The 21834-nt window shown below is 68.3% G+C and carries 26 protein-coding genes; 14 read left to right on the top strand and 12 right to left on the bottom strand.

Annotation, left to right across the window (positions count from 1 at the left end; genetic code table 11):
* The first annotated feature begins 28 nt into the window (after positions 1-28).
* Positions 29-427, top strand: a complete 399-nt coding sequence (locus tag FHY06_RS01075) for a DUF488 domain-containing protein (RefSeq protein ID WP_019653073.1) — start codon at positions 29-31, stop codon at positions 425-427.
* 6 nt (positions 428-433) lie between these two features.
* Here the strand turns inward: FHY06_RS01075 and FHY06_RS01070 are convergent, their stop codons facing one another.
* Complete coding sequence (locus FHY06_RS01070; RefSeq protein ID WP_145759151.1) at positions 434-1042, bottom strand: glutathione S-transferase; 609 nt, start codon at positions 1040-1042, stop codon at positions 434-436.
* A gap of 127 nt (positions 1043-1169) precedes the next feature.
* Here FHY06_RS01070 and FHY06_RS01065 point away from each other — a divergent pair, with 127 nt between their 5' ends.
* Positions 1170-1628, top strand: a complete 459-nt coding sequence (locus FHY06_RS01065; RefSeq protein ID WP_126184315.1) for an Lrp/AsnC family transcriptional regulator — start codon at positions 1170-1172, stop codon at positions 1626-1628.
* Positions 1629-1638: 10 nt separating this feature from the next.
* Here FHY06_RS01065 and FHY06_RS01060 read toward each other — a convergent pair whose 3' ends face one another.
* Complete coding sequence (locus FHY06_RS01060) at positions 1639-2541, bottom strand: SDR family oxidoreductase (RefSeq protein WP_019653076.1); 903 nt, start codon at positions 2539-2541, stop codon at positions 1639-1641.
* Positions 2542-2684: 143 nt separating this feature from the next.
* Between FHY06_RS01060 and FHY06_RS01055 the strand changes: the two genes are divergently transcribed.
* On the top strand, positions 2685-3560 hold the full coding sequence (locus FHY06_RS01055) for a CoA transferase (RefSeq protein WP_132799731.1): 876 nt from the start codon (positions 2685-2687) through the stop codon (positions 3558-3560).
* Positions 3561-3563: 3 nt separating this feature from the next.
* Here FHY06_RS01055 and FHY06_RS01050 read toward each other — a convergent pair whose 3' ends face one another.
* Positions 3564-4472 carry a hypothetical protein gene (locus FHY06_RS01050; protein ID WP_184602885.1) on the bottom strand — a complete coding sequence of 303 codons (909 nt, stop codon included), beginning with the start codon at positions 4470-4472 and terminating at the stop codon, positions 3564-3566.
* Positions 4473-4510: 38 nt separating this feature from the next.
* Positions 4511-5428 (bottom strand): DMT family transporter, encoded by a 918-nt coding sequence (locus FHY06_RS01045; RefSeq protein WP_126184318.1) that lies wholly within the window; start codon positions 5426-5428, stop codon positions 4511-4513.
* 237 nt (positions 5429-5665) lie between these two features.
* Between FHY06_RS01045 and FHY06_RS01040 the strand changes: the two genes are divergently transcribed.
* Together FHY06_RS01040 and FHY06_RS01035 are read left to right on the top strand one after the other, a co-directional pair.
* Positions 5666-6046 (top strand): tautomerase family protein, encoded by a 381-nt coding sequence (locus FHY06_RS01040; RefSeq protein WP_184602883.1) that lies wholly within the window; start codon positions 5666-5668, stop codon positions 6044-6046.
* A gap of 17 nt (positions 6047-6063) precedes the next feature.
* Positions 6064-6705 (top strand): DUF1294 domain-containing protein, encoded by a 642-nt coding sequence (locus FHY06_RS01035; RefSeq protein ID WP_132799728.1) that lies wholly within the window; start codon positions 6064-6066, stop codon positions 6703-6705.
* A 16-nt stretch (positions 6706-6721) separates the two neighbouring features.
* On the opposite strand, the gene FHY06_RS01030 is transcribed toward FHY06_RS01035, so the two are convergent.
* A complete protein-coding gene (locus FHY06_RS01030; protein ID WP_184602881.1) occupies positions 6722-9121 on the bottom strand; it encodes a YgiQ family radical SAM protein in 2400 nt (799 codons plus the stop codon).
* A 158-nt stretch (positions 9122-9279) separates the two neighbouring features.
* On the opposite strand from FHY06_RS01030, the gene FHY06_RS01025 reads away from it, so the two are divergent.
* A complete protein-coding gene (locus FHY06_RS01025; RefSeq protein WP_260309410.1) occupies positions 9280-10230 on the top strand; it encodes a bifunctional helix-turn-helix transcriptional regulator/GNAT family N-acetyltransferase in 951 nt (316 codons plus the stop codon).
* 124 nt (positions 10231-10354) lie between these two features.
* Here FHY06_RS01025 and FHY06_RS01020 read toward each other — a convergent pair whose 3' ends face one another.
* The 4 genes from FHY06_RS01020 to FHY06_RS01005 form a co-directional block, all read right to left on the bottom strand.
* Entirely contained in the window at positions 10355-11137 is a 783-nt protein-coding gene (locus FHY06_RS01020; RefSeq protein ID WP_019653083.1) for a 3-hydroxybutyrate dehydrogenase, read from the bottom strand.
* A gap of 157 nt (positions 11138-11294) precedes the next feature.
* Positions 11295-12044, bottom strand: a complete 750-nt coding sequence (locus FHY06_RS01015) for an acetoacetate decarboxylase (protein WP_019653084.1) — start codon at positions 12042-12044, stop codon at positions 11295-11297.
* A 101-nt stretch (positions 12045-12145) separates the two neighbouring features.
* Positions 12146-13276: a patatin-like phospholipase family protein gene (locus tag FHY06_RS01010; RefSeq protein ID WP_051127550.1), complete on the bottom strand. Its 1131-nt coding sequence runs from the start codon at positions 13274-13276 to the stop codon at positions 12146-12148.
* A gap of 142 nt (positions 13277-13418) precedes the next feature.
* Complete coding sequence (locus tag FHY06_RS01005) at positions 13419-13868, bottom strand: CHRD domain-containing protein (RefSeq protein ID WP_019653086.1); 450 nt, start codon at positions 13866-13868, stop codon at positions 13419-13421.
* A 116-nt stretch (positions 13869-13984) separates the two neighbouring features.
* Here FHY06_RS01005 and FHY06_RS01000 point away from each other — a divergent pair, with 116 nt between their 5' ends.
* Positions 13985-14557 carry a DUF924 family protein gene (locus FHY06_RS01000; RefSeq protein WP_184602876.1) on the top strand — a complete coding sequence of 191 codons (573 nt, stop codon included), beginning with the start codon at positions 13985-13987 and terminating at the stop codon, positions 14555-14557.
* A 25-nt stretch (positions 14558-14582) separates the two neighbouring features.
* On the opposite strand, the gene FHY06_RS00995 is transcribed toward FHY06_RS01000, so the two are convergent.
* Complete coding sequence (locus FHY06_RS00995) at positions 14583-15506, bottom strand: YihY/virulence factor BrkB family protein (RefSeq protein ID WP_145759143.1); 924 nt, start codon at positions 15504-15506, stop codon at positions 14583-14585.
* Between the two features lie 98 nt (positions 15507-15604).
* On the opposite strand from FHY06_RS00995, the gene FHY06_RS00990 reads away from it, so the two are divergent.
* The 4 genes from FHY06_RS00990 to FHY06_RS00975 are packed head-to-tail and all read left to right on the top strand — an operon-like array spanning position 15605 to position 18257.
* On the top strand, positions 15605-16174 hold the full coding sequence (locus FHY06_RS00990) for a chromate transporter (RefSeq protein ID WP_019653089.1): 570 nt from the start codon (positions 15605-15607) through the stop codon (positions 16172-16174).
* Complete coding sequence (locus FHY06_RS00985) at positions 16171-16767, top strand: chromate transporter (protein ID WP_184602874.1); 597 nt, start codon at positions 16171-16173, stop codon at positions 16765-16767. The genes FHY06_RS00990 and FHY06_RS00985 overlap by 4 nt, the downstream gene beginning before the upstream one ends.
* A 34-nt stretch (positions 16768-16801) precedes the next feature.
* Positions 16802-17776: an aldo/keto reductase gene (locus tag FHY06_RS00980; protein WP_184602872.1), complete on the top strand. Its 975-nt coding sequence runs from the start codon at positions 16802-16804 to the stop codon at positions 17774-17776.
* A 4-nt stretch (positions 17777-17780) separates the two neighbouring features.
* The gene (locus FHY06_RS00975; RefSeq protein ID WP_019653092.1) at positions 17781-18257 is read left to right on the top strand and encodes a DUF3237 domain-containing protein; all 477 of its coding nucleotides are present in this window, start codon (positions 17781-17783) and stop codon (positions 18255-18257) included.
* Here FHY06_RS00975 and FHY06_RS00970 read toward each other — a convergent pair.
* Positions 18254-18775 (bottom strand): GNAT family N-acetyltransferase, encoded by a 522-nt coding sequence (locus FHY06_RS00970; protein WP_132750779.1) that lies wholly within the window; start codon positions 18773-18775, stop codon positions 18254-18256. The genes FHY06_RS00975 and FHY06_RS00970 overlap by 4 nt on opposite strands.
* A 63-nt stretch (positions 18776-18838) precedes the next feature.
* Here FHY06_RS00970 and FHY06_RS00965 point away from each other — a divergent pair, with 63 nt between their 5' ends.
* The 3 genes from FHY06_RS00965 (at position 18839) to FHY06_RS00955 (ending at position 21045) form a co-directional block, all read left to right on the top strand.
* Positions 18839-19441 (top strand): helix-turn-helix domain-containing protein, encoded by a 603-nt coding sequence (locus FHY06_RS00965; protein WP_184602870.1) that lies wholly within the window; start codon positions 18839-18841, stop codon positions 19439-19441.
* A 129-nt stretch (positions 19442-19570) separates the two neighbouring features.
* Positions 19571-19741 carry a hypothetical protein gene (locus FHY06_RS00960; protein WP_019653095.1) on the top strand — a complete coding sequence of 57 codons (171 nt, stop codon included), beginning with the start codon at positions 19571-19573 and terminating at the stop codon, positions 19739-19741.
* A gap of 107 nt (positions 19742-19848) precedes the next feature.
* Positions 19849-21045 carry an NAD(P)/FAD-dependent oxidoreductase gene (locus FHY06_RS00955; RefSeq protein ID WP_184602868.1) on the top strand — a complete coding sequence of 399 codons (1197 nt, stop codon included), beginning with the start codon at positions 19849-19851 and terminating at the stop codon, positions 21043-21045.
* Here FHY06_RS00955 and rlmB read toward each other — a convergent pair.
* On the bottom strand, positions 21042-21788 hold the full coding sequence (gene rlmB, locus FHY06_RS00950) for a 23S rRNA (guanosine(2251)-2'-O)-methyltransferase RlmB (RefSeq protein ID WP_093201517.1): 747 nt from the start codon (positions 21786-21788) through the stop codon (positions 21042-21044). The genes FHY06_RS00955 and rlmB overlap by 4 nt on opposite strands.
* Between the last annotated feature and the right edge of the window lie 46 nt (positions 21789-21834).

Below are 21834 nucleotides of genomic sequence, written 5' to 3'. Positions count from 1 at the left end.
GGCGCAAAAAAATCAGAAGGGCCCCAGCATGAGCATCCGCATCGTCCGCCTCGGCACACCGCGCGCGCCCGACGAGGGCCTTCGCGTCGGCACCGTGCGCCGTCCGCCGCGCGGCGTTCCGAAGACCGAGTTCGCCTCGCAGGACTGGTACGACGTGTGGTATCCCAACCTCGCCCCCTCGGTCGAGGCGATGAAGCAGGCGCAGGAAGCCCAGAAGGCGGAATCGCCCGCGCAGTGGAATGCCTTCGTGCGCAAGTTCAAGGCCGAGATGGCCGAGCCCGATGCGAGCCGCAGCCTCGACCTGCTGGCCGCGCTGTCGCATGGCACGTCGCTCTCGGTGGGCTGCTACTGCGAGGAGGAATCGCGCTGCCACCGCTCGGTGCTGCGCAGCCTGCTTGCGGAGCGCGGCGCGAAGATCGTCGACTGATTCCGCTCAGACCATCGGCGCGCCGACGAAAACCGGCAGCCGCTCGGCTTGCGCGGAGTACGCGGCCAGCACCGGGAAGTCGGTCGGCGAAATCGCATCGGGCGTCAGCAACTGCGTGAACGCCCAGGCCACGGCCGTCGAGACGCCGGCCTGCGTCATCGTCTCTTCACTGGCCGACAGCGGCTCGGCAGCGAGCTCGCCTTCGAGCGCCGAATAAGCCGCGGCGAGCTGGCCCCGCACACGGTCCATCCACGGCTGGTGCAGCTTCTCGGCCGGGCGCAGCTGGCGCTCGTAGACGATCTGGACCGTCTTCTCGCAGGCCGCGAGCGCGAGCCCCGTGAGCCGCAGTTCGCGCAGCCGCCGCGCCGGGTCCGGCGACAGCAGGCTGCGCCCGCTGAGCGCCTGGGCGTAGTCGATGATGAGCGTCGAATCCATCAGCACCGAACCGTCGTCGCAGACCAGCGTGGGCGCCTTCACCACCGGGTTGATCGCGCGGAACTGCTCGAAGGTGCTGAAGACCGAGATCGAGCGGTGTTCGAAGGGAACACCGAGCAGGCGCAGCGAGATGGCGGTGCGCCGCACGTAGGGCGAGTCGAGCATGCCGACGAGTTGCATGGATGTTTTCTCCTGGAAGACGGCCCACGATACCCGCCGCAGCGGCAGCGCCAAATGGCAAGACATCGAAAATGGCGGCCGCAAACCGATCAACCATCGGCGGCCACGCGCCTGCCCTCTTCCGCTCATGAACATCGACAAGAAAGACCGCCTGATCCTCGAGGCGCTGCAGACCGACGCGCGCCAGAGCCTGGCCGCCATCGGCAAGCGCATCGGCCTGTCGCAGCCGGCCATGAGCGAGCGGGTGCGCAAGCTCGAGGAAGCGGGCGTGATCGAGGGCTACGGCGCGCGCGTCAACCTGCGCGCGTTGGGCGTGGGGCTGCAGGCGATCATTCGCATCGACACCACGCATGCGGGCATTGCCAGGTACCTGAAGCTGTTCGACTCGATGCCCGAGGTGCTGAGCGCCGACCGCGTGACGGGGGAAGACTGCTTCTTCGTGCGCTGCGCGATCGCCGAGCCAGCCGACCTGGAGCGGGTGGTGGACGCGCTGGCGGTCGATGGCTCGGTGACCACGTCGCTGGTGCTATCGAGCCCCGTGAACAAGCGGGTCACCGTGCACGCGGCCAGGCCGCCGAAGAAATAGGCGGCAGCCTTCAGCGCTGCGCCTTGTCCTTCTGGTTCTGCGCCTCGATGCGTTCGCGCGCGGCCAGCCAGTCGGCGTCGCTCCACTGGCGCAGCTCGTAGAAGTTGCCGCCGGTGGCCAGTGCGTTGCCGCCGTCCATCATGATGCTCTGGCCGGTGAGCCAGTCGCACTGGCCCGGCGCCATCAGGAAGGAAGCCAGGTTCTGCAGCTCGCTCATGCGGCCGGTGCGCGCCATCGGGTTGTTCTGCTTGCTGCGCGCGCCGGGCTCCTCGCCGGGGTTCAGGCGCTTGCTCATGCCTTCCGTCGGAATCTCGCCGGGGCCGACGGCGTTCAGGCGGATGCCGTAGCGCGCCCATTCGACCGCGAGCGACTTGGTCATGACCTCGATGCCGGCCTTGCTCATGGCCGAGGGCACCACGTAGGGGCTGCCGTTGTCGACCCAGGTGACGATGATGCTCATCACGCTGCGGAAGGCGTCGCCCTGCTTCCATTCGCCCGACTTCGCCTGCGCCACCCAGCGCTTGCCCACCGCCTGCGTCACGTAGAAGCTGCCGTGGAACACGATGTTGGCGATGGCGTCGAAAGCGCGCGGCGAGAGGGCCTCGGTGGGCGAGACGAAGTTGCCTGCCGCGTTGTTCACCAGCCCGGTGAGGCCGCCGCTCTGGAACAGGCTCTCGACCATCTCGTCGACCTGCTGCGCGATGCGGATGTCCACGCCGAAGGTGTCGATGCGCCGCTGCGGAAACTGCTTGCGCCATTCGGCCGCCGTCTCTTCGCACACCGACTGGCGCCGGCCGCAGATGGCCACGTCGGCGCCGAGGCTCAGGAAGCGCTCGGCCATCGCCCGGCCGAGGCCGGTGCCGCCGCCGGTCACCAGGATGCGCTGGCCGCTCATGAGGGAAGTCTCGAACATGAATCGTCTCCTTGGTCGATGGAAAGGCGGCACCCGCCGCCACCGGCACATGCTACGCGCGCGGCGCCCTTGCGGCTTGCGTGAGGTGGTTCCGGCCCCCGGGGCGAGAATGCGCGAAACGAAATTTCCGGAGACGACGACCGATGCCCAGCCCCGCCGACGACCAAGCCTTCGCACCGCTGGAGGGCGTTCGCGTCCTCAGCCTCGCGCTGAACCTGCCCGGGCCCGCCGCGCTGCTGCGCTGCCGCCGGATGGGCGCCAACTGCCTGAAGCTGGAGCCGCCGGGCGGCGACCCGATGGCGCTCTACAACCGGCCCGCCTACGCCGCGCTGCACGAGGGCATCGAGATCCGTACCCTCGACCTCAAGACCGAGGCCGGCCAGCAGCAGCTGCACGCCGAGCTGGCGGCCACCGACGTGCTGCTCACCTCGTTCCGGCCCTCGGCGCTCGCCAAGCTGAAGCTCGACTGGGCCACGCTGCAGGCGCGCCACCCTTCGCTGTCGCAGGTGGCCATCGTCGGCGCGCCCGGCGAGCGTGCCGAGGAGCCGGGCCACGACCTGACCTACCTGGCCGAAAGCGGCCTCGTCACCGGCACCGAACTGCCGCCCACGCTCTACGCCGACATGGGCGGCGCCCTGCTCGCGAGCGAGGCGGTGCTCAAGGCCATGCTGCTGCGCTCCCGAAAGGCTGGCGGCGTTTACCTGGAGGTGGCACTGAACGCCTCGGCCGACTGGCTCGCCCTGCCCCGCACCTGGGGCCTGACCCAGCCTTCGGGCGCGGTCGGAGGCGCGCATGCGGGGTACCGCGTCTATCCCTGCGCCGATGGCCGCGTGGCGGTTGCGGCGCTGGAGCCGCATTTCGCGAAGCGGCTCTGCGAAGCCGCGCAGATCGCCTCGCACGACATGCTGGCGCCGGCCACCCGCGAGGCACTGGCGGCCTGGCTGCTGACGCGCACGCGCGCCGAACTCGATGCGATGAGCCGCGAGCGCGACGTGCCGCTGCTCACGCTGGCTGACTAGGACTCAGCGAGCGGGACCGTCGCGCTGCCGGTCTTCGCGCTTGAGCGCGAGGTAGGTGTCGAGATCGATCTCGTGCAGCTGGCGCGGGTACTGTTCGGCGCCCGCGAACCATCGGCGCTGGCGGCGCTCGACCTGATCCGGCCCAGGCGCCGAGAGGTAGGCGTCGAGCGTCAGGAAGTAGCGCATCGCGTTGCGCTCCACCAGCCCCCGCAGGCCGCGGATGTAGTCGGGCTGGCCCTCGGGCGTCTTGCCGACCACGGTGAAGCCCACCTTGTCGCTCCCGAAGGTCGCCAGGTAGGCCATGGTGCCCAGGCGCACCATGGTGTTGTGGTCGTAGCTGTAGCTGAAGTGCAGGAAGCTCTTGTGGTCGTCGAGCGCCACGGCCTCGAGCGTCACGCGATAGTTGCTGGTGCCCAGGGGGCCGCTTTCGGCGGAGAGCTCCACCAGCAGGTGATCGGGCGAGCTGCTGCTGACCCGGTAGACGAAGGGCAGCTCGAAGGCCTGGTCCACGGGCTTGTCGTAGCGTCGCACCACGTAGAGCGTGAGCATCTCGCGCCCCTGCGGGCCGCTGGAGGTGCGGCAGCGCCGGTTGTTGACGTGCAGGGTCAGCACGTCGCACCAGTGGGCCGAGCCCTTGAGCGCGGTCGCGATCTCGGAGAGCGGATGCTCGACCACTGCATGGACGTCTCCCTGCAGGCCGTCGGCAGTCTCCATCGAGTCCAGCTGAATGGCCCGGCCGAAGCCGCTGTGCGCGAGCTTGTCGCTCATGCGCTGATGGACGTCGCGCAGCGCCTGGGCGGAGGAGCTCTCCCCGGGCGCGGCCGCGAACGCCTGCGCCGAGGCAAGCACCAGCGACAACGCTGCCGCCAGGATGCGCATCCACGAAACCGGCGAGTGGGGCGAACTGCTCATGGGGCCACACCATACAACGGAGCGCCCCACCCTTGGCATCAGTCGGACTGTGCCGGCTTGCTGCGCCGCACCAGCAGCAGCATCGCGCCGGCCAGCAGCAAGGCCCCGGCCCACTGGCGCGGCGTCATCGCCTGCGAGAACAGCGCCGCAGCCAGCAAGGCCGCCACCAGCGGCTCGATCAGCGTACCGACCACCGCCGCCGTCGGCGACAGCCGCCGCGCGCCCCAGGCGAAGGCCAGATAAGCCACCGAGGTCGTCACCACGCCCGTGTAGCCCACGCCCAGCCACTGCGCGCCGCCGGCCGGCCAGGTGATGCCCGCGGGCACGGCGACGGCCAGCATGCAAAGCGCCGCCGCTGTCATCCCCCAGGCCGAGGCCGTGACTGCCGGCACCCGCGCGGGCATGCGCGCGTTGCCCAGCACCACCATCGCGTAGCAGAAGGCGGAGCCCAGCGACCATGCCACGCCGGCCGCATGCCCCGGCGCCAGCGGGCCCCATCCTCCCGCAGGCATCACCAGCAGGAGCACGCCCGCCAATGCGAGCATCAGCCCCGCGACAAGCTTCGGGCCGAGGCGCTCATAGCCGCGCAGCACCGACACCAGCGCGACGATCACCGGCGCGCAGCAGATCGAGATGACCGTCGGCAGTGCCGCCCCCAGGTGCACGATGCCGGCGAACCAGCAGCTCACGTTGAGCGCCATCGCGGCGCCCGTGGCCAGCATCTGCAGCCGCTCGCGACCGCCCAGGTCAGCCCAGCCGGTCCCCGGCATGGCAGGCGCCCGCCAGTGCAGCCACCACAGCAGCGGCAGCCCGAGGGCGAAGCGCGCCAGCGACAAGCTCTGCGGCGCGATGCCGCCATCGATCAGGAATTGCGCCACCAGCGCACCACCGCCCCAGAGGGCGCCGGCCAGCAGCACGCCGCCCCAGGCCAGGGCGGCAGACGTTCTTGCGTTCATTGATGAAAGTTCTTTCTCCATGACGCCCGCCATGGCCTATGGCCGATCGCTTCAGGATCGGGGTTCAGGCAGCGGGCGTGACCATCCGAGCCGCCGGCCGGCCCTTGGGGCACGGCTGGCGGCAACCGCTTGGGTCCGAGCGCGAGCGCGCTTCAGCAGCGGACGGCGGACGGGGGAGAAAGATGGCGGGCCATGTCGCGTATCTTATGCGCCCAAGACTTTTTCGAGGAACGGCCCATGCCACTCGTGCGAATCGACCTTTCCAGCGACACCCCCGAAACCCTGGGCCCGGCCATCGGCGACCTGGTCTACCAGGCCATGCGGGAAACCATCAACGTGCCGGAGCACGACAAGTTCCAGGTCATCACGCGCCACGCTCCGCAAGAGCTGGTGCATCCGGCAAGCTACCTCGGCGTGTCGTATTCGCCGGGTTTCGTGCTGATCCAGATCACCCTGAACCAGGGGCGCACGACCGAGATGAAGAAGGCCTTCTACAAGCGGGTGGCCGACGACCTCCACGGCCGCCTGGGCATCCGGCGCGAGGACGTGTTCATCAACCTCGTCGAGGTGGCGAAGGAGAACTGGTCGTTCGGCAACGGGGAGATGCAGTACGCATAGCGGCGAAAATCCTGCCGATGAAACGCCAGGGCACGCTCGTTCGATGGGAGAAAGACCGGGGCTTCGGCTTCATCCGCTGCCCCGAAATCTCCGCCGATGTCTTCGTGCACCTGCGCGACTTCGCAGACCGCGGCACCACACCGCAGGTCGGCATGCGGCTGGACTTCGATGAGATCCACGTGGGCGGCAAGGGTCCGCGCGCGGTGGCGGTCCGAGCGGCAGGCGCTCCGCAGCAGCGTCCGCAAGGGCGCGTGAAGCAGCAGCCCCCGCGCCGCGGCCCTGCCCCTTCGTCTTCAGGATCGTCATCACTGCCGATGGCGCTGCTGCTGCTCGTCGGTTACGCGGTGCTGCTCGGCCATGGCGTATGGACCGGCCGGATCCCGCCGATCGCCCTTGGCGTGTTGCTGCTGCTGAGCCTGTCGACGCTGTTCATCTATGGTTTCGACAAGAGCGCGGCTCAGGCGGGCCGGTGGCGCACTGCGGAAAGCACCCTGCACATGCTCTCGCTGGCCGGCGGCTGGCCGGGCGCGTGGATCGCGCAACGGCTGTTCCGCCACAAGGTGAGCAAGAAAAGCTTCATGGCCGTCTACTGGGCCACCGTGCTGGCGCACATGGCTGCCGTCGGCGCCTGGGTCGGCCGGCTCGTGCCGGCCCTTTGACGGACTCTGACCCGGCTCAGCGCGGCTTGCGGATGTTGCCGCGCACCGGGCCGGCAGGCTTGCGCCCGGCCGTACCCGTACCCGAGCCGTTGTCTCGCGGCGGCAGGCCGGTGTGCTGCGTGAGGATGCGGCCCTTCGAGGGCTTCACCGGTGCCAGCTTGACCGGTGCGGCCTTGGCTGCAACGGGTGCCGCCGTCGAGTTCTTGCGGCGCGCGCTGGTGTAGCCGCCGTCGGTCATCGGCTGCCAGGTCGGGATGAGGTGGTGCTTGCCGTTGCCGATCAGGTCGGCGCGGCCCATGCTCTTGAGGGCCTCGCGCAGCAGCGGCCAGTTGTTGGCGTCGTGGTAGCGCAGGAAGGCCTTGTGCAGGCGGCGGCGCTTGTCGCCGCGCACGATGTCCACCGTCTCGCTTTCGCGCGTGATCTTGCGCAGCGGGTTGCGGTTGGAGTGGTACATCGCGGTGGCGGTGGCCATCGGGCTCGGGTAGAAGGTCTGCACCTGGTCGGCGCGGAAGCCGTTCTTCTTGAGCCAGATCGCGAGGTTCATCATGTCCTCGTCGCTGGTGCCCGGATGCGCGGCGATGAAGTACGGAATGAGGTACTGCTTCTTGCCAGCCTCGGCCGAATACTTCTCGAACATCTGCTTGAACTTGTCGTAGCTGCCGATGCCGGGCTTCATCATCTTCGTGAGCGGGCCCTGCTCGGTGTGCTCGGGCGCGATCTTGAGATAGCCGCCCACGTGGTGCTGCACGAGCTCCTTCACGTACTCGGGCGACTGCACCGCCAGGTCGTAGCGCAGGCCGGAGCCGATCAGGATCTTCTTGATGCCCTTCAACGCACGCGCCCGGCGGTAGATCTTGATCAGCGGGTCGTGGTTTGTGTTGAGGTTCTGGCAGATGCCCGGGTACACGCAGCTGGGCTTGCGGCAGGCGGCCTCGATCTCGGGCGACTTGCAGCCGATGCGGTACATGTTGGCGGTGGGTCCGCCGAGGTCGGAGATGGTGCCGGTGAAGCCCTTCACCGAATCGCGGATGGCCTCGACCTCCTTGATGATCGAGTCTTCGGAGCGGCTCTGGATGATGCGGCCCTCGTGCTCGGTGATGGAGCAGAAGGTGCAGCCGCCGAAGCAGCCGCGCATGATGTTCACGCTGAAGCGGATCATCTCCCACGCGGGAATCTTGGTCGCGCCGTCGTGGCTGCCGTTCTCGTCGGCGTAGCGCGGATGCGGGCTGCGCGCGTACGGCAGGTCGAACACGTGGTCCATCTCGGCCGTGGTGAGCGGAATCGGCGGCGGGTTGATCCACACGTCGCGCGCCGTGGTGCCCTCGCCGTGCGCCTGCACCAGCGCGCGGGCGTTGCCGGGGTTGGTCTCCAGGTGCAGCACGCGGTTGGCGTGCGCGTAGAGCACCGGGTCGCTGCGCACCTGCTCGTAGGACGGCAGGCGGATCACCGAGCGCTCGCGCGGAGGCACCTTGGTCTTGCCCTTGCCCTGCAGCGCGGGGTTGGGCACGAAGTTCAGCGGCTTGATGGCGGGGTTGACGGCCGCAGAGCCCGCCGCCTCGGCTGCCTTCGCGACTGCCTCGGCCTCGTCTTCCTTTGCGCAGGTGGCGCCGTTGGCCTTGGCCTGGTCGGACACCATGAGGTACGGATTGACGTGCGCCTCGACGCGGCCGGGCTCGTCGACGCTGGTGGAGACGATCTCGAACCAGCCTTCCGGCGTCTCGCGCCGCACGAAGGCGGTGCCGCGCACGTCGGTGATCTGCTGGACCGGCTCCTTGGCGGCCAGACGGTGCGCGATCTCGACGATGGCGCGCTCGGCGTTGCCGTACAGCAGCAGGTCGCACTTGGAGTCGACCACGATGGAGCGGCGCACCTTGTCCGACCAGTAGTCGTAGTGGGCGATGCGGCGCAGCGAGCCTTCGATGCCGCCGAGGATGATCGGCACGTCGTTCCAGGCTTCCTTGCAGCGCTGCGAATACACGATGGCCGCGCGGTCGGGGCGCGCGCCGCCGACGTCGCCGGGGGTGTAGGCATCGTCGCTGCGGATCTTCCGGTCGGCTGTGTACCGGTTGATCATCGAATCCATGTTGCCAGCGGTGACGCCGAAGAACAGGTTCGGCTTGCCCAGCGCCTTGAAGGGCTCGGCGCTCTGCCAATCGGGCTGCGCGATGATGCCCACGCGGAAGCCCTGCGCCTCCAGCATCCGGCCGATGACCGACATGCCGAAGCTGGGATGGTCCACGTAGGCATCGCCGGTGACGACGATGACGTCGCAGCTGTCCCAGCCGAGCGCTTCCATCTCCTTGCGCGAGGTCGGCAGGAATTTCGCCGTGCCGAAACGGGCCGCCCAGTACTTGCGGTAGCTGGTCAGCGGCTTGGCGGCACGCGCGAAAAAGGAGACGTCGACGGGAGCGTTCATCGGTGGGAGTTGACAGCGCCGCGGGAGCGCCGTTGTGGGCAACCCTCGATTTTAGGGTTTTCCACCATGCCTGTCGCCCTGCGTTACCTGTGACCGGACTTTCCCGAAGGACTCATGCGCCGACAATTTGATTGCCAAAGTCAACCAACCGAATGACAATGGCAACCATGTCCACGAATTCGCCTCCCATAGATACCGCCGCCGTCAAGGCGATCCGCCAGTTCAACCGCTTCTACACCCGCCGCATCGGCGCGCTCGACCCCTACCTGGGCAGCGCCATGTCGCTGACCGACGTGCGTGTCCTGTACGAGCTGGCGCACCGCGAGGTACCCGTCGCCAGCGAGATCGGACGTGACCTCGGGCTGGACGCGGGCTACCTGAGCCGCATCCTTCGCCGCTTCGAGAACGAAGGCTGGCTGGTGCGCGAGCCGCATCCGCGCGACGCGCGCCAGAGCGTGCTGCGCCTGACCGAGGCGGGCCACGCCGCTTTCGCGCCGCTGCAGCAGAAGTCGCGCGAGGAGGCAGCCGCCCTGCTCGCCTCGCTGGCCCCGGCGCAGCGCCAGCAGCTGGTGCACGCCATGGGAACGGTTCAGTCGCTGCTCGATCCCCAGGCGCCGCCGGAGAGGCCGCAGGCCGCCATCCTGCGGGAGCCCGGCCCCGGCGACATCGGATGGGTGGTGCAGCAGCACGGCGAGATCTACGCGCGAGAGTACGGCTGGAACAGCACCTTCGAGGCGCTCGTCGCGAACATCGCGGGCGAGTTCCTGCTCAAGTTCCAGCCCGAATGGGAGCGCTGCTGGATCGCCGAGCTCAACGGCGAGCGGGTCGGCTCGATCTTCGTGGTGCGCAAGTCGGCCACGGTGGCGCAACTGCGGCTCCTGATCCTCACGCCCGGCGCGCGCGGGCTGGGCCTGGGCGGCAAGCTGGTGGACGAATGCATCGCCTTCGCGCGCCTGAAGGGCTACCGCAAGATGGTGCTGTGGACCAACAGCTGCCTGACGGCCGCGCGCGGCATCTACGCCGGCCGCGGCTTCCAGCTCACAGGTTCCGAGCCACACGAGGGCTACGGCACGCCGCTGGTGGGCGAGACCTGGGAATTGAAGCTGTAGCAGGCCCTGCCTGACTGGCCCCTTCCCCCTCTGGGGGAAGGTTGGGATGGGGGCAGGCAGAGCTTTCGATGGATACGCCGCGTGCCCCCACCCCGGCCCTCCCCCAGAGGGGGAGGAAGAAGGCTCACTGCATGAACCAGCCGTGGCTCACCACGAGCGATTGACCTGTGAGCGCATTGGTCGGGAACCCCGCGAACAGCAGCGCCACACGCGCCACGTCCTCCGTGGTCGTGAACTCACCGTCGACCGTCTCCTTCAGCATCACGTTCTTGATGACCTCCTGCTCGGTGATGCCCAGCGTCTTGGCCTGCTCGGGAATCTGCTTTTCCACCAGCGGCGTGCGAACGAAGCCCGGGCAGATCACGTTGGCGCGCACGCCGTGCTTGGCTCCTTCCTTCGCGACGGTCTTGGCCAGGCCGATGAGGCCGTGCTTGGCCGTCACGTAGGGCGCCTTCAGCAGCGAGGCCTCCTTGGAGTGCACCGAGCCCATGTAGATCACGCTGCCGCCGCGGCCCTGCGCGTACATGTGCTTCAGGCAGGCCTTGGTGGTGAGAAAGGCGCCGTCGAGGTGGATGGCGAGCATCTTCTTCCAGTCGGCGAAGCTGAACTCCTCTACCGGATGCACGATCTGGATGCCGGCGTTGCTGATCAGGATGTCGATGCCGCCGAAGGCCGCGGCGCCCTCTTCCACCGAGGCGTTGACCTGGTCTTCGTTCGTCACGTCCACGCCCACGCCGATGGCCTGCGCGCCCGTGGCCTTGAGTTCGGCCGCGGTGGCGTCGGCCGCTTCCTTGTTCAGGTCGGCGATGATGATCTTCGCGCCTTCCTGGGCGAACAGGATGGCGATTTCCTTGCCGATGCCGCTGGCCGAGCCGGTGATGTAGGCGACCTTGTCCTTGAGTTGCATGGTGATGTCCTTGAGGGTTGAGGAGAGAGAAGGATGAATTCCTGCGCCGTTTCCGAATCGGGAGACACTGCGGATCCGGCTTGGCCGGGCCGCAAGTGTCGCGCCCGGCGAGGGGATTGGCGAAGCGACACGAAGTGCGCGCAGCCTGTGGCCGTGCTCATTTCATGTAGTCGTGTTCCACGGTGCCCAGCGCGAGCGTCATGTCCGCGATGTAGTGCACCGCCGACTCCACCTTGCGCACCGGCAGGTCGGCCACCGGCGCCAATGCGTGCGGATGCAGTTCGAGCGAGCCGGGCCCGCCCCACGCGCCGTGCAGCGTCACGTCGACCATGTGATAGCGCACCAGCTCGCAGATGCGCGCGGTGCCGTCGACGTGCGGAATGATCTTGAGCAGGAAGTTCGGCTGCGCGATGCCCGCGAGGATGGGCGCCGGATCGAGCGTGCGGTGCTTGAAGCCCATCGTGGCCTTCGCCACGCGCACCTTGCCGTAGTCGAGCGTGCCGACCACCACGTCGGTCTCGTAGTCGAGCACCGGAGATGCGAGCTTCTTCGGGAAGCCCCAGAGCTCGCGCCCGCCTGCAATGGGCGGATGGTCGTTCAGGTACATCGCATGCACGTAGGCGCCCTTCTCCACGCCCTTGTCGGTGCGCAGCTGCACCGGAATGACCTGGCCTGACTCGGTGTAGTCGCCGAAGCCGGTGGAATCGGGCATGCGGATGAACTCGTACTTGACCAGCGGCTCGACGACTTCGAGCGGCTCGGGCACCACCGCGCGCAGAGCCTCGATGTCGGTGCGGTACGTGATGATCAGGAATTCGCGCCTGATGAATCGGTAGGGACCCGGCGGAAAGGCGGGGCTGGTCAGCGGCATCGCGAATGCCGTTCGTCGCACGTCTTCAATGTTCATGATGCAAACATTTCCTCCTGGTGAAGCTGAAGCGTTGAATTGACGGCCCAGTCTCGCGCTGGTTTCTTAGCCGGGGCTGAATCGCCGCTCGCCCAGGCGGCTCATCGCGACAGCCCCGGCCGCTTGACGCGCCCCGAGCCGTGCTCGCCGAGGTCGAAGGTGGTCACGCCGTTCACGGTCGCATCGGCGCGCAGCGTCTCGGGGTGGGCCAGGGTCACGCGCATGTCGCGCGCGCCGGTCTCCCAGTGCTCTTCGACCGCGGCGCGCGAGAACTCGTAGTCCTTCGATTCCAGTTCGTAGGGCTTGTCGCGGTAGATCAGGTGGAAGATGTCGATCGGCTCGTGCGTGAGCTGCGACTGCACCTCGTGGACGCTGGGATCGTTGCGCAGGTTGGCGGGCAGCTTGGAGATCAGGTCTGCAATGGCCTGCTGCAGGTTCATGTTGGCGGCCAGCGCGTCGGTGTTCATGCGGGTGCGGCTGGAGTAGGTGATGTCCTTCTGCCGCTCCATCACGCCAGCCATGTTGCGGGGCATCTCGCCGCGGGCGTTGAACAGGTCGACCTGCAGCACCACCAGCGGCTCGTTGCGCGGGTGCGTGTCGAGCACGTACTGCAGCGGCGTGTTCGAGACGATGCCGCCGTCCCAGTAGTCGTCGCCGTCGATGCTCACCGGCGCAAAGCCCGGCGGCAGCGCGCCGCTGGCCATGATGTGCTCCGGCCCGATGCGTTGGCGCGTGTTGTCGAAGTACACCGAGTTGCCGGTGCGCACGTTCACCGCGCCCACGCTGAAGCGGGCCTCGCAGGCGTTGATGCGGTCGAAGTCGACGAGGCGCTCCAGCGTCGACTTCAGCGGCGAGGTGTCGTAGTAGCTCAGCAGCGGCGCGGCGCCCCCGAGCAGGAAGGCCGGCGAATAGCGCGGCTCGAAGAAGCCCGGAATGCCCACCAGGGAGGCCATGGTCGCGCTGTACTGGTTCTGCATGGCCCGGTCGCCCAGCCATGAAGGCAGCCGCTGCGATGGCCCGGAGGACACGAGGTGCCAGAACTCGCGCAGCCGGTCGACCCGTTTTTCCTGCGCGTTGCCTGCGATCAGCGCGGCGTTGATGGCGCCGATGGAGACGCCGGCGATCCAGTGCGGCTGCAGGTCGGTCTCGCTGAGCGCCGCGTACACGCCGGCCTGGTAGGCGCCGAGCGCGCCGCCGCCCTGCAGCACCAGCGCCTTGCGGGCGGTGCGCATGTCCTCGCGGCGCGAGGCGAAGGGGTCGAGGGGCTTGGAGGCGGCACGGGTTTTCTTCTTCGGGGGTGTCGTCGTCATGCGTTCATTTGACACCACTCCCGATACAAAAACCTGACCAGGGGTCGCCGCCCCCGGCACGATCTCACATCTTCGGCAGCAGTTGCCCGCGGATCTCGCCGCCGGGGTTGGCGGCCGTGTGGACGTTGGCGTACCACTTGCCCGCCGACAGGTCCGCGGCCTGGGCCGGCGTGAGCGTGGCCTGGCCTTCGATCGGGCTCGCCGGGTTGGCGAAGGGCAGCACCACGCCCGCATTCGCGCCCGCCGCGGCCGGGCCATGGAAGTGCGCCATGGTGGCCGGCCCGCTCAGGCCCGTGTAGGTGATCTTGTACTTGAGCACGTTGGTGTCCCGGTCGAGCCAGGCCTCCGCCATGCCGCTGCCGCGGGTCATGTTCGGCGGTACTTCGCTGGCCGCGTTCATCGCACCGCTGAAGCTCGCGACGTTCGACTTCGACATCATTCCGCAGCCGGCCAGCGCGGCACCGGCAACGCCGGCGACGAGCGCCGCACGCAAAAGAGAGCCATATTTGGTCATGAGCGTGATCTCCTGGTTGTGAATGCGACGACAGCATAGGCAGCTGCACGGGATCTGTCCTGTCGGCCATCGCCCCGACTTGGGGCTGCGCGCACGACCTGAAAGAGAATGTGTCGATGACCTCCCCCGCTTCCACGACCCTCTCCAACTCGCTTCCCACGGCCCGCGACGTCGTCGATTTCTGGACCGAAGCGGGCCCCGAGCGCTGGTTCGCCAAGAACGACGCCTTCGACGCCGCCTTCATCACCCGTTTTGCCGACGCCCACCAGGCCGCAGCCCGCGGCGAACTCGACCACTGGGCCGCCGACGGCCAGGGCGCATTGGCGCTGATGGTGCTGCTCGACCAGTTCCCGCGCAACGCCTGGCGCGGCAATCCGCACATGCTGGCCACCGACGGAAAGGCCCTGGCGGCGGCGAAGCAGGCGATCGAGGCAGGCTTCGACCGGGAGTGCGACCCCGCACTGAGACGCTTCTTCTACCTGCCCTTCATGCATTCGGAAGTGCTGGCCGAGCAGGAGCGCTCGGTGGAACTCAACGCCGCGCTCGACGACAACACCCAGCGCTTCGCCGTGCTGCACCGCGACATCGTCGCGCGCTTCGGCCGCTTTCCGCACCGCAACAGGATGCTCGGGCGCCCCAGCACGGCGCAGGAGCAGAAGTTCCTGGACGAAGGCGGCTTCGCGGGCTGACCCGCGCAAAGCGTAGAGGTGGCGCTCAGTCGTCGTTGTGCGGCAGCGGCAGCTCGCGCGTGGGCGAAGGGTTCAGCTCGGCGATGCCCTCGGTGTTCTTCATCGAGCCGTAGGTGCGCGCATAGACCCAGGTGAACTCCGCGCCCAGCAGGAAGATCTGCGCCGAGTAGTACACCCACACCAGCACCACCACCAGCGAGCCCGCCGCGCCATAGCCCGAGGCCACGCTGCTCTTGCCGATGTACAGGCCGATCAGGTGCTTGCCGACGGTGAACAGCAGCGCCGTCACCGCCGCGCCCACCCACACGTCGCGCCACTGCACCTTCACGCGCGGCATGATCTTGTAGATCATCGCGAAGATCACCGTCACCATCGCGAAGCTGAAGACGAAGTTGACGACCTGCGCCGTCGTCTCCCAGGCGCCGAACATCGGCGACCACCACTTGCCCAGCGCCGCGAGCGCCGCGCTCGCCACCAGCGACACCATGAGCAGGAAGCCGATGCCCATGATCATGCTGAACGACAGCAGCCGCACACGCAGCATGTTGAACAGGCCCTTGTTCTTGACGCGGGCCGGCGCGCGCCAGATGCGGTCGAGCGCGTCCTGAAGTTCGCCGAAGACGGTGGTGGCCCCCACCACCACCAGCCCGATGCCGATCACCGTGGCGACGATGCCCTCGGCCGGCTTGTTGACGGCCTTCAGCATGCCCTGCACCGCCGCCGCGCCCTGCTCGCCCATCAGGCCCGAGAGCTGGGCGAAGATCTCGCCGCGCGCGGCGTCCTGCCCGAAGACCAGCCCGGCCACCGCGATCACGATCAGCAGGAGCGGCGCGATCGAGAACACCGTGTAGTAGGCGAGCGCGGCGCCCATGCTCGGGGCGTAGTCGTTGGACCACGAATTGAAGGCCCGGCGGCAGAGATCGAAGAGCGCGCGCAGTTGCGTGACCATGCTGGAATGTCCTCCTTGAAACCCTTGAAGCGGCCGGGCACCGCCGTGTCGCGGCGGCGCCCGGCATGTCGAATGCCTGCCTACGATAATCGCTCGACATGCAACCGTCTCCTCCTGCAGCCCATCCCCAGTCGCCGCGCGACCTTTTTGTCTCGTTCACCTGGCTCGCGCTGCAGGGCTTCGGCGGAGTCCTCGCCATCGTCCAGCGCGAGATGGTCGAGAAGAAGAAATGGCTCACGCCCGAGCAGTTCCTCGAAGACTGGGCCGTGGCGCAGGTGATGCCGGGGCCCAACGTGATCAACCTCGCGCTGATGATCGGCGACCGCTACTTCGGCCTGCGCGGCGCGCTGGCGGCGGTCGCGGGCATGCTGACCATTCCGCTGGTGGTGATCCTCGCTCTGGCCGTGCTGTACGCGCACTATGCGGGCAACCCGCAGGTGGCGGCGGCGCTGCGGGGCATGGGGGCCGTCTCGGGCGGGCTGATCGCCGCCACGGGCGTCAAGCTGGTGCCGCAGCTGCGCAAGCACCCGCTGGGCTTCGCGACCTGCCTGGTCATCATGGCGCTGGTGTTCGTGGCCATCGCGGTGCTGAAGATTCCGCTGGGCTGGGTGCTGCTGGTGCTCGGCGGCGCGGCCTGCATCTGGACCTGGAAGAGGATCGCCCCATGACCATCGCCATGCAATGGCACGACTGGCTGGCCCTCCTCGGGCAGTACATGCTGCTGTCGCTGCTGTCGATCAGCGGCGCCATCACCACGGTGCCCGACATGCACCGCTACCTCGTCACGCAGCACGGCTGGCTCACCGACGCGCAGTTCAGCTCCTCGGTCGCGATCGCGCAGGCGGCGCCCGGGCCCAACGTGCTGTTCGTGGCGCTGATGGGCTGGAACGTGGGGCTCAATGCCGGCGGCGGCATCGGTGCCGGGCCGCATGCCTGGGTGCTCGGCCTCTTCGGCCTGCTGGTCACGATGCTGGGCATCATGCTGCCGAGCACCACCCTCACCTACTTCGCCACCCGCTGGGGCCACCGCAACCGCACGCGGCGCGAGGTCCGCGCCTTCAAGCAGGGCATGGCGCCCGTGGTGGTCGGGCTGCTGATCGCCACCGGCTGGGTGCTGGCAGCAGGAAACCATGCCGGCGATGCGCCCGCGTGGCACCTGTGGCTGCTGACCGGCGCTGCCGCGCTCGTCTGGCGCACGCGCATCCACCTGCTCTGGCTGCTCGGCGCCGGCGCGGTGCTGGGCGCCGTGGGCTTCGTCTGAACTTTCCCATCCTCTTCATCAGGAACACATCGACATGTCGCAACTTCGCCCGCTCGGCCGCTCCGGCCTCCAGGTTTCCCCGCTCGCCTTCGGCGGCAACGTGTTCGGCTGGACCGTCGACGAGGCCGCCTCGTTCAAGCTGCTCGATGCCTGGCTGGACGCCGGCTTCAACTTCGTCGACACCGCGGACGTGTATTCGGCATGGGTGCCGGGCCACACCGGCGGCGAGTCGGAGACCATCATCGGCAAGTGGCTCAAGCAGAGCGGCAAGCGCAACCGCGTGGTGCTGGCCACCAAGGTCGGCAAGCCGATGGGCGAAGGCAAGGTAGGCCTCGCGCCCAAGTACATCCGCGAAGCCGTGGAGGCCTCGCTCAAGCGCCTGCAGACGGACTACATCGACCTCTACCAGTCGCACGACGACGACGCCAACACCCCGCTGGAGGAGACGCTCGGCGCCTTCGACGAGCTGATCAAGGAAGGCAAGGTGCGCGCGATCGGTGCATCGAACTACACCGCACCGCGCCTGGCCGAGGCGCTCGACGTGTCGGAACGCCTGGACATCGCCCGCTACGAGAGCCTGCAGCCGCTGTACAACCTCTACGATCGCGCGGTGTTCGAAGACGAGCTGGAGCCCCTGTGCATCAAGCGCGAAGTGGGCGTGATCAACTTCTACGCGCTGGCCGCAGGCTTCCTCACGGGCAAGTACCGCACCGAGGCCGACGCGTCCAAGAGCGCGCGCGGCGCCAACACCACCAGGAAGTACCTCAACGAGCGCGGCCTGCGCATCCTCGATGCGCTCGACAAGGTGGCCCAGCAGTACAACGCCAAGCCGGGCCAGGTGGCCATCGCGTGGCAGATCGCGCGCCCGGGCGTGACGGCGCCGATCGCCAGCGCCACCTCCATCGCGCAGCTCGAGGAGCTCGTGGTCGCGACGCAGCTGAAGCTGGACGCAGGCACCATCGAGATGCTCGACCGCGCCAGCGCCGAAACGGCGAAGCCCGCGGCCTGACCCGATGAGCACCTTCGACGCCATCGCCGCTCCCACGCTGGAGCATTTCGCCGACCTGAGCATCCAGGTGGGCGTGCCGCAGGTGCTGGGCAGCAGTCCGCGCGGGCTGCGCCGCGTGGTGCCGATCCTCGGCGGCGAGGCCATCGGCCACGGCTGGCGTGCGCGCGTGCTGCCGGGCGGCAGCGACTTCCAGCTGATCGTGAGCGACACGCTCTCGGAGCTCGACGCGCGCTACGGCCTCGAGACCGACGCAGGCGACCTGATCTACGTGCACAACAGCGCGATGCGCAGCGCCTCGCCCGAGGTGATGGCCAGGCTGCTGCGCGGCGAGCCGGTCGATCCCTCGCAGGTGTACTTCCGCTGCAGTCCGCGCTTCGAGACCGCGTCGGCGTCGCTGAAGTGGATCAACGAGCGCATGTTCACCGGCGCCGGCGTGCGCAACCCGGCCGAGGTGGTGATGCGCTTCTTTGCCCTGAACTAGCCGTCCACCGGGTTCAGCGGCGTGGCGAGGATGCGCTGGTAGAAGGCCACGTCCAGCCAGCGCCCGAACTTGAAGCCCGCCTGGCGCACCGTGCCCGAGTGCTCGAAGCCCAGGCTCTGGTGCAATGCAATGCTGCCGGCGTTGGCCGCGTCGATGGCGCCGACCATCACGTGGACGTCACGCTTGACCGCCTCTTCGACGATGGCCTCCATCAGCGTGCGGCCCAGGCCCTTGCCGCGGTGCGCGCTGTCGACGTAGACCGAGTGCTCCACCGTGTACTTGTAGGCGGGAAAGGCGCGGAAAGTGCCGTAGCTCGCGAAGCCCAGCAGCTTGCCGCTTTCGTCCTCGACCCCGATCACCGGAAAGCCGTTGGCGCGCTTGGTGGCGAACCAGGTCACCATGTTCTCGGACGTGCGCGGCTTGTAGTCGTACAGGGCGGTGGAGTTGACGATGGCCTCGTTCAGGATGGCCAGGATCGCGGCGGCGTGGGCTTCTTCGGTGCACGTGATGAGACGCATGGTGCGGGTCCTCGTTCGGATTTCATTGAAACTTCGTTCAATATATGAGAATAATAATCTCATATGGGAAACGATTCATCTCCTGATCCGGCTTCCGTCGGCATTGCCGGCCAGAGCATCGACCTGCTGATAGCCTCCCGGCTGCTGGCCCTGCGCCAGTCGCAGGGCCTGAGCCTCTCGGACCTGGCCGAGCGCTCGGGCGTGAGCAAGGCCATGATCTCCAAGGTGGAGCGCGCCCAGAGCAGTCCCACGGCGGTGCTGCTTGGCAAGCTGGCCGCGGGGCTGGGCGTGCCGCTGGCGCAACTGCTGACGGAGGAAAAGGCGCAGCCCCAGCGGCTGCGCAGGCGCGCCGAGCAGGAGGTGTGGCGCGACCCGCAGGCAGGCTACCTGCGGAGGCAGGTCGCCGAGCGCCAGGCGGGCAGCGGAGTCGAGATGGTCGAGATCGAATTGCCGCGAGAGGCTCGGGTCGACTATCCACGCTGGAGCGGCAAGCCGTACCGGCAATGCCTCTGGATGCTCGAAGGCGAATTGCAGGTGGACTACGGCGACGAGCGCTTCGAGCTCGCACCGGGCGACCGCCTGGACTTCGGCGTGAACCGGCCGCTGGTCTTCAAGGCGCTCGGCGGCAGCGCCTGCCGCTACCTGCTGGTGGCGAGCCCCGAGTAGGTCCGCAGCGCGCGGAAATCGCGTACCCACTCGGTAGGCACCCTCCCACAAGCACAGCCGGCACGCACCGGTGCTGCGCGCCGCGGCGCCGGGAATACTGCGAGACATCCAGACTTTAGGAGGAACACGATGTCTTTCGCGCTCTACATGATCGGTTTCCTGATCTTCCTGGCAGGCGTCGCCTGGGGTGCCTCGGTGGCCGGCGTGCCCACGCTCTACATCGGCATCGGTGCGGTGATCCTGCTGGGCATCGGCATCTTCAGCGCGGTGGGCCGCACGCGAGGCAAGGACCCGTCCTGAGCCTGGTCCTGAGTTCACGCGGGCTTCACGCCGCCCGCACATCGGGCCGCTAACTTCGCAGCGCGCATCGCACCAAGCGGTGTGCGTTGCTTCAAGTCAGCGGCCCCATGCACACATCCACCAGCCTCTTCTCCCCGCTTCTCCCCTCCGCCTCTTCCGCGGCACCCGCACCGGCTTCCTATGCCGGCAGTGGCACGGGAACCCTCAAGGTAGACCTGCTCGTCGTGGGCGCGAGCTTCGCGGGCCTCGCCTGCGCCCGCGCCGCAGCGCTCGCCGGACTCAGCGTGATGGTGCTGGAGAAGAAGACCGCTGCGGGCGCCAAGCTCCACACCACCGGCATCATCGTCAAGGACGCGGTCGACAGCGTGCCATGGCTGGCCGAGGTGCCTCCGGCGCTGGTCCGCCGCATCGAAGGCGTGCGGCTCTATGCCCCCGACATGCACCACGTCGACCTGCATGCGCCGGGCTACTGGTTCTGGGCCACCGACGCACCCGCGCTGCTCGACTGGATGGTGGACTCGGCCCGGGACTGCGGCGTCGAGGTGCGGCTGGGCACGCTGTTCGAACAGGCGCTGTGGCTCGACGGCCACTGGGAAGTGCCGCTGACGCAGGGTCCCTGCATCAAGGCGACATACCTCGTCGGCGCAGACGGTCCGCATTCGCGCGTCGCCAAGGCGCTGGGCCTGTCGCGCAACACGCGCTTTCTCTACGGCGTGGAACACGAGTACCAGGGCGCGAAGATGGCACCCGACCTGCTCCATTGCTTCATCGACCGCAAGCTGGCACCCGGCTATATCGGCTGGGCGCTCGAAGGCGTGAGCGTGAGCCAGATCGGGCTGGCACGTCGCGTGGGGCACAGCGACGCGGGTGCGCTGAAGCTCGATCCGCTGCTGCGAAAGATCGCCCCTGCCGTCACGCCCGGCGATGCGCCGCCCGTCGCGGTTCGCGCGGGCATGATCCCCTGCGGCGGGGTGCTGCCCGTGGTGGCGCGCGATCGGGCGCTGCTGGTGGGCGATGCGGCCGGCATGGTGTCGCCGGTGACTGCGGGCGGCATCCACACCGCCCTGCTTCATGGGCAGCGTGCAGGCGAGGCGGTGGCTCGGTTCATCCGGGGCGAGGTAGGCGACCCGGCCACGTGGTTCGTGCGCGGCTACCCTGGCTTCAGGCTCAAGCGCGCGCTGCGCTGGGCCTTCGACCATTTCCAGAACGACTGGATGTTCAACCGCCTGCTGGGCACGCCGCAGATGCGGCGGGTGGCGGAACTGATCTATTTCCACCGCAAGGGTGGATCGCCGATGGATTAGGCGCTTCGCTGGCGCAGCGCCTCGTACAGGCACACGCCGCTGGCCACCGAGACGTTCAGGCTCTCGACCGCCCCGGCCATCGGAATGCTGACGAGCTCGTCGCAGGTCTTGCGCGTGAGCTGACGCATGCCCTCGCCCTCGGCGCCCAGCACCAGCGCCAGCGGGCGCTTGAAGTCGCTCTGGTAGATGGTGCCCGGCGCGTCGTCGCTGGTGCCCACGCACCAGATGTTGCGCTCCTTGAGTTCGTTCAGCGTGCGCGCAAGGTTGGTGACCATGAAGTACGGCACCGTCTCGGCCGCGCCGCTCGCCACCTTGGCGACGGTGGCGTTGATGCCTGCCGCATGGTCCTTGGGGGCGATGACCGCGTGCGCACCGGCGCCGTCGGCCACCCGCAGGCAGGCGCCGAGGTTGTGCGGATCGGTCACCCCGTCGAGCACCAGCAGCAGCGGCACGGTGCCGGCCTCTTCGAGGCCTTCGAGCAGTTCGTCCAGGGAGCGGACCTGGGCGACGGGCTCGACCCGCGCCACAACGCCCTGGTGGCCGTGGCTGCCGCTGAGCTTGGAAAGCCGGGCACCGTCGGCCTCGATCAGGCGCACGCCCGTTTCCTGCGCGCGGGCCAGGAACTGTTTCATGCGCGCATCGCGGCGGCTGGCGTCGAACAGGACTTCGAGCACCGACTTCGGCGCGGTCTTGAGGCGCACGCCCACGGCATGGAAGCCGAAGATCACTTTGGGGGAAGACATCCGTGGATTATCCCTGCCCCCTCGGGGTGGCCCCGTGCGCCTGTCC

Source organism: Variovorax atrisoli (genome assembly GCF_014195185.1).
In the GTDB taxonomy this organism is placed as follows: domain Bacteria; phylum Pseudomonadota; class Gammaproteobacteria; order Burkholderiales; family Burkholderiaceae_C; genus Variovorax; species Variovorax atrisoli.
This window is presented reverse-complemented; position numbering and strand designations above follow the sequence as displayed.

What these genes read in the sequence shown, in the direction of transcription:
- FHY06_RS01075 (WP_019653073.1), top strand. Translation starts at nt 29, where the DNA reads ATGAGCATCCGCATCGTCCGCCTCGGCACACCGCGCGCGCCCGACGAG.
- FHY06_RS01070 (WP_145759151.1), bottom strand. Translation starts at nt 1,042, where the DNA reads ATGCAACTCGTCGGCATGCTCGACTCGCCCTACGTGCGGCGCACCGCC.
- FHY06_RS01065 (WP_126184315.1), top strand. Translation starts at nt 1,170, where the DNA reads ATGAACATCGACAAGAAAGACCGCCTGATCCTCGAGGCGCTGCAGACC.
- FHY06_RS01060 (WP_019653076.1), bottom strand. Translation starts at nt 2,541, where the DNA reads ATGTTCGAGACTTCCCTCATGAGCGGCCAGCGCATCCTGGTGACCGGC.
- FHY06_RS01055 (WP_132799731.1), top strand. Translation starts at nt 2,685, where the DNA reads ATGCCCAGCCCCGCCGACGACCAAGCCTTCGCACCGCTGGAGGGCGTT.
- FHY06_RS01050 (WP_184602885.1), bottom strand. Translation starts at nt 4,472, where the DNA reads ATGAGCAGTTCGCCCCACTCGCCGGTTTCGTGGATGCGCATCCTGGCG.
- FHY06_RS01045 (WP_126184318.1), bottom strand. Translation starts at nt 5,428, where the DNA reads ATGAACGCAAGAACGTCTGCCGCCCTGGCCTGGGGCGGCGTGCTGCTG.
- FHY06_RS01040 (WP_184602883.1), top strand. Translation starts at nt 5,666, where the DNA reads ATGCCACTCGTGCGAATCGACCTTTCCAGCGACACCCCCGAAACCCTG.
- FHY06_RS01035 (WP_132799728.1), top strand. Translation starts at nt 6,064, where the DNA reads ATGAAACGCCAGGGCACGCTCGTTCGATGGGAGAAAGACCGGGGCTTC.
- FHY06_RS01030 (WP_184602881.1), bottom strand. Translation starts at nt 9,121, where the DNA reads ATGAACGCTCCCGTCGACGTCTCCTTTTTCGCGCGTGCCGCCAAGCCG.
- FHY06_RS01025 (WP_260309410.1), top strand. Translation starts at nt 9,280, where the DNA reads ATGGCAACCATGTCCACGAATTCGCCTCCCATAGATACCGCCGCCGTC.
- FHY06_RS01020 (WP_019653083.1), bottom strand. Translation starts at nt 11,137, where the DNA reads ATGCAACTCAAGGACAAGGTCGCCTACATCACCGGCTCGGCCAGCGGC.
- FHY06_RS01015 (WP_019653084.1), bottom strand. Translation starts at nt 12,044, where the DNA reads ATGAACATTGAAGACGTGCGACGAACGGCATTCGCGATGCCGCTGACC.
- FHY06_RS01010 (WP_051127550.1), bottom strand. Translation starts at nt 13,276, where the DNA reads ATGCGCACCGCCCGCAAGGCGCTGGTGCTGCAGGGCGGCGGCGCGCTC.
- FHY06_RS01005 (WP_019653086.1), bottom strand. Translation starts at nt 13,868, where the DNA reads ATGACCAAATATGGCTCTCTTTTGCGTGCGGCGCTCGTCGCCGGCGTT.
- FHY06_RS01000 (WP_184602876.1), top strand. Translation starts at nt 13,985, where the DNA reads ATGACCTCCCCCGCTTCCACGACCCTCTCCAACTCGCTTCCCACGGCC.
- FHY06_RS00995 (WP_145759143.1), bottom strand. Translation starts at nt 15,506, where the DNA reads ATGGTCACGCAACTGCGCGCGCTCTTCGATCTCTGCCGCCGGGCCTTC.
- FHY06_RS00990 (WP_019653089.1), top strand. Translation starts at nt 15,605, where the DNA reads ATGCAACCGTCTCCTCCTGCAGCCCATCCCCAGTCGCCGCGCGACCTT.
- FHY06_RS00985 (WP_184602874.1), top strand. Translation starts at nt 16,171, where the DNA reads ATGACCATCGCCATGCAATGGCACGACTGGCTGGCCCTCCTCGGGCAG.
- FHY06_RS00980 (WP_184602872.1), top strand. Translation starts at nt 16,802, where the DNA reads ATGTCGCAACTTCGCCCGCTCGGCCGCTCCGGCCTCCAGGTTTCCCCG.
- FHY06_RS00975 (WP_019653092.1), top strand. Translation starts at nt 17,781, where the DNA reads ATGAGCACCTTCGACGCCATCGCCGCTCCCACGCTGGAGCATTTCGCC.
- FHY06_RS00970 (WP_132750779.1), bottom strand. Translation starts at nt 18,775, where the DNA reads ATGCGTCTCATCACGTGCACCGAAGAAGCCCACGCCGCCGCGATCCTG.
- FHY06_RS00965 (WP_184602870.1), top strand. Translation starts at nt 18,839, where the DNA reads ATGGGAAACGATTCATCTCCTGATCCGGCTTCCGTCGGCATTGCCGGC.
- FHY06_RS00960 (WP_019653095.1), top strand. Translation starts at nt 19,571, where the DNA reads ATGTCTTTCGCGCTCTACATGATCGGTTTCCTGATCTTCCTGGCAGGC.
- FHY06_RS00955 (WP_184602868.1), top strand. Translation starts at nt 19,849, where the DNA reads ATGCACACATCCACCAGCCTCTTCTCCCCGCTTCTCCCCTCCGCCTCT.
- rlmB (WP_093201517.1), bottom strand. Translation starts at nt 21,788, where the DNA reads ATGTCTTCCCCCAAAGTGATCTTCGGCTTCCATGCCGTGGGCGTGCGC.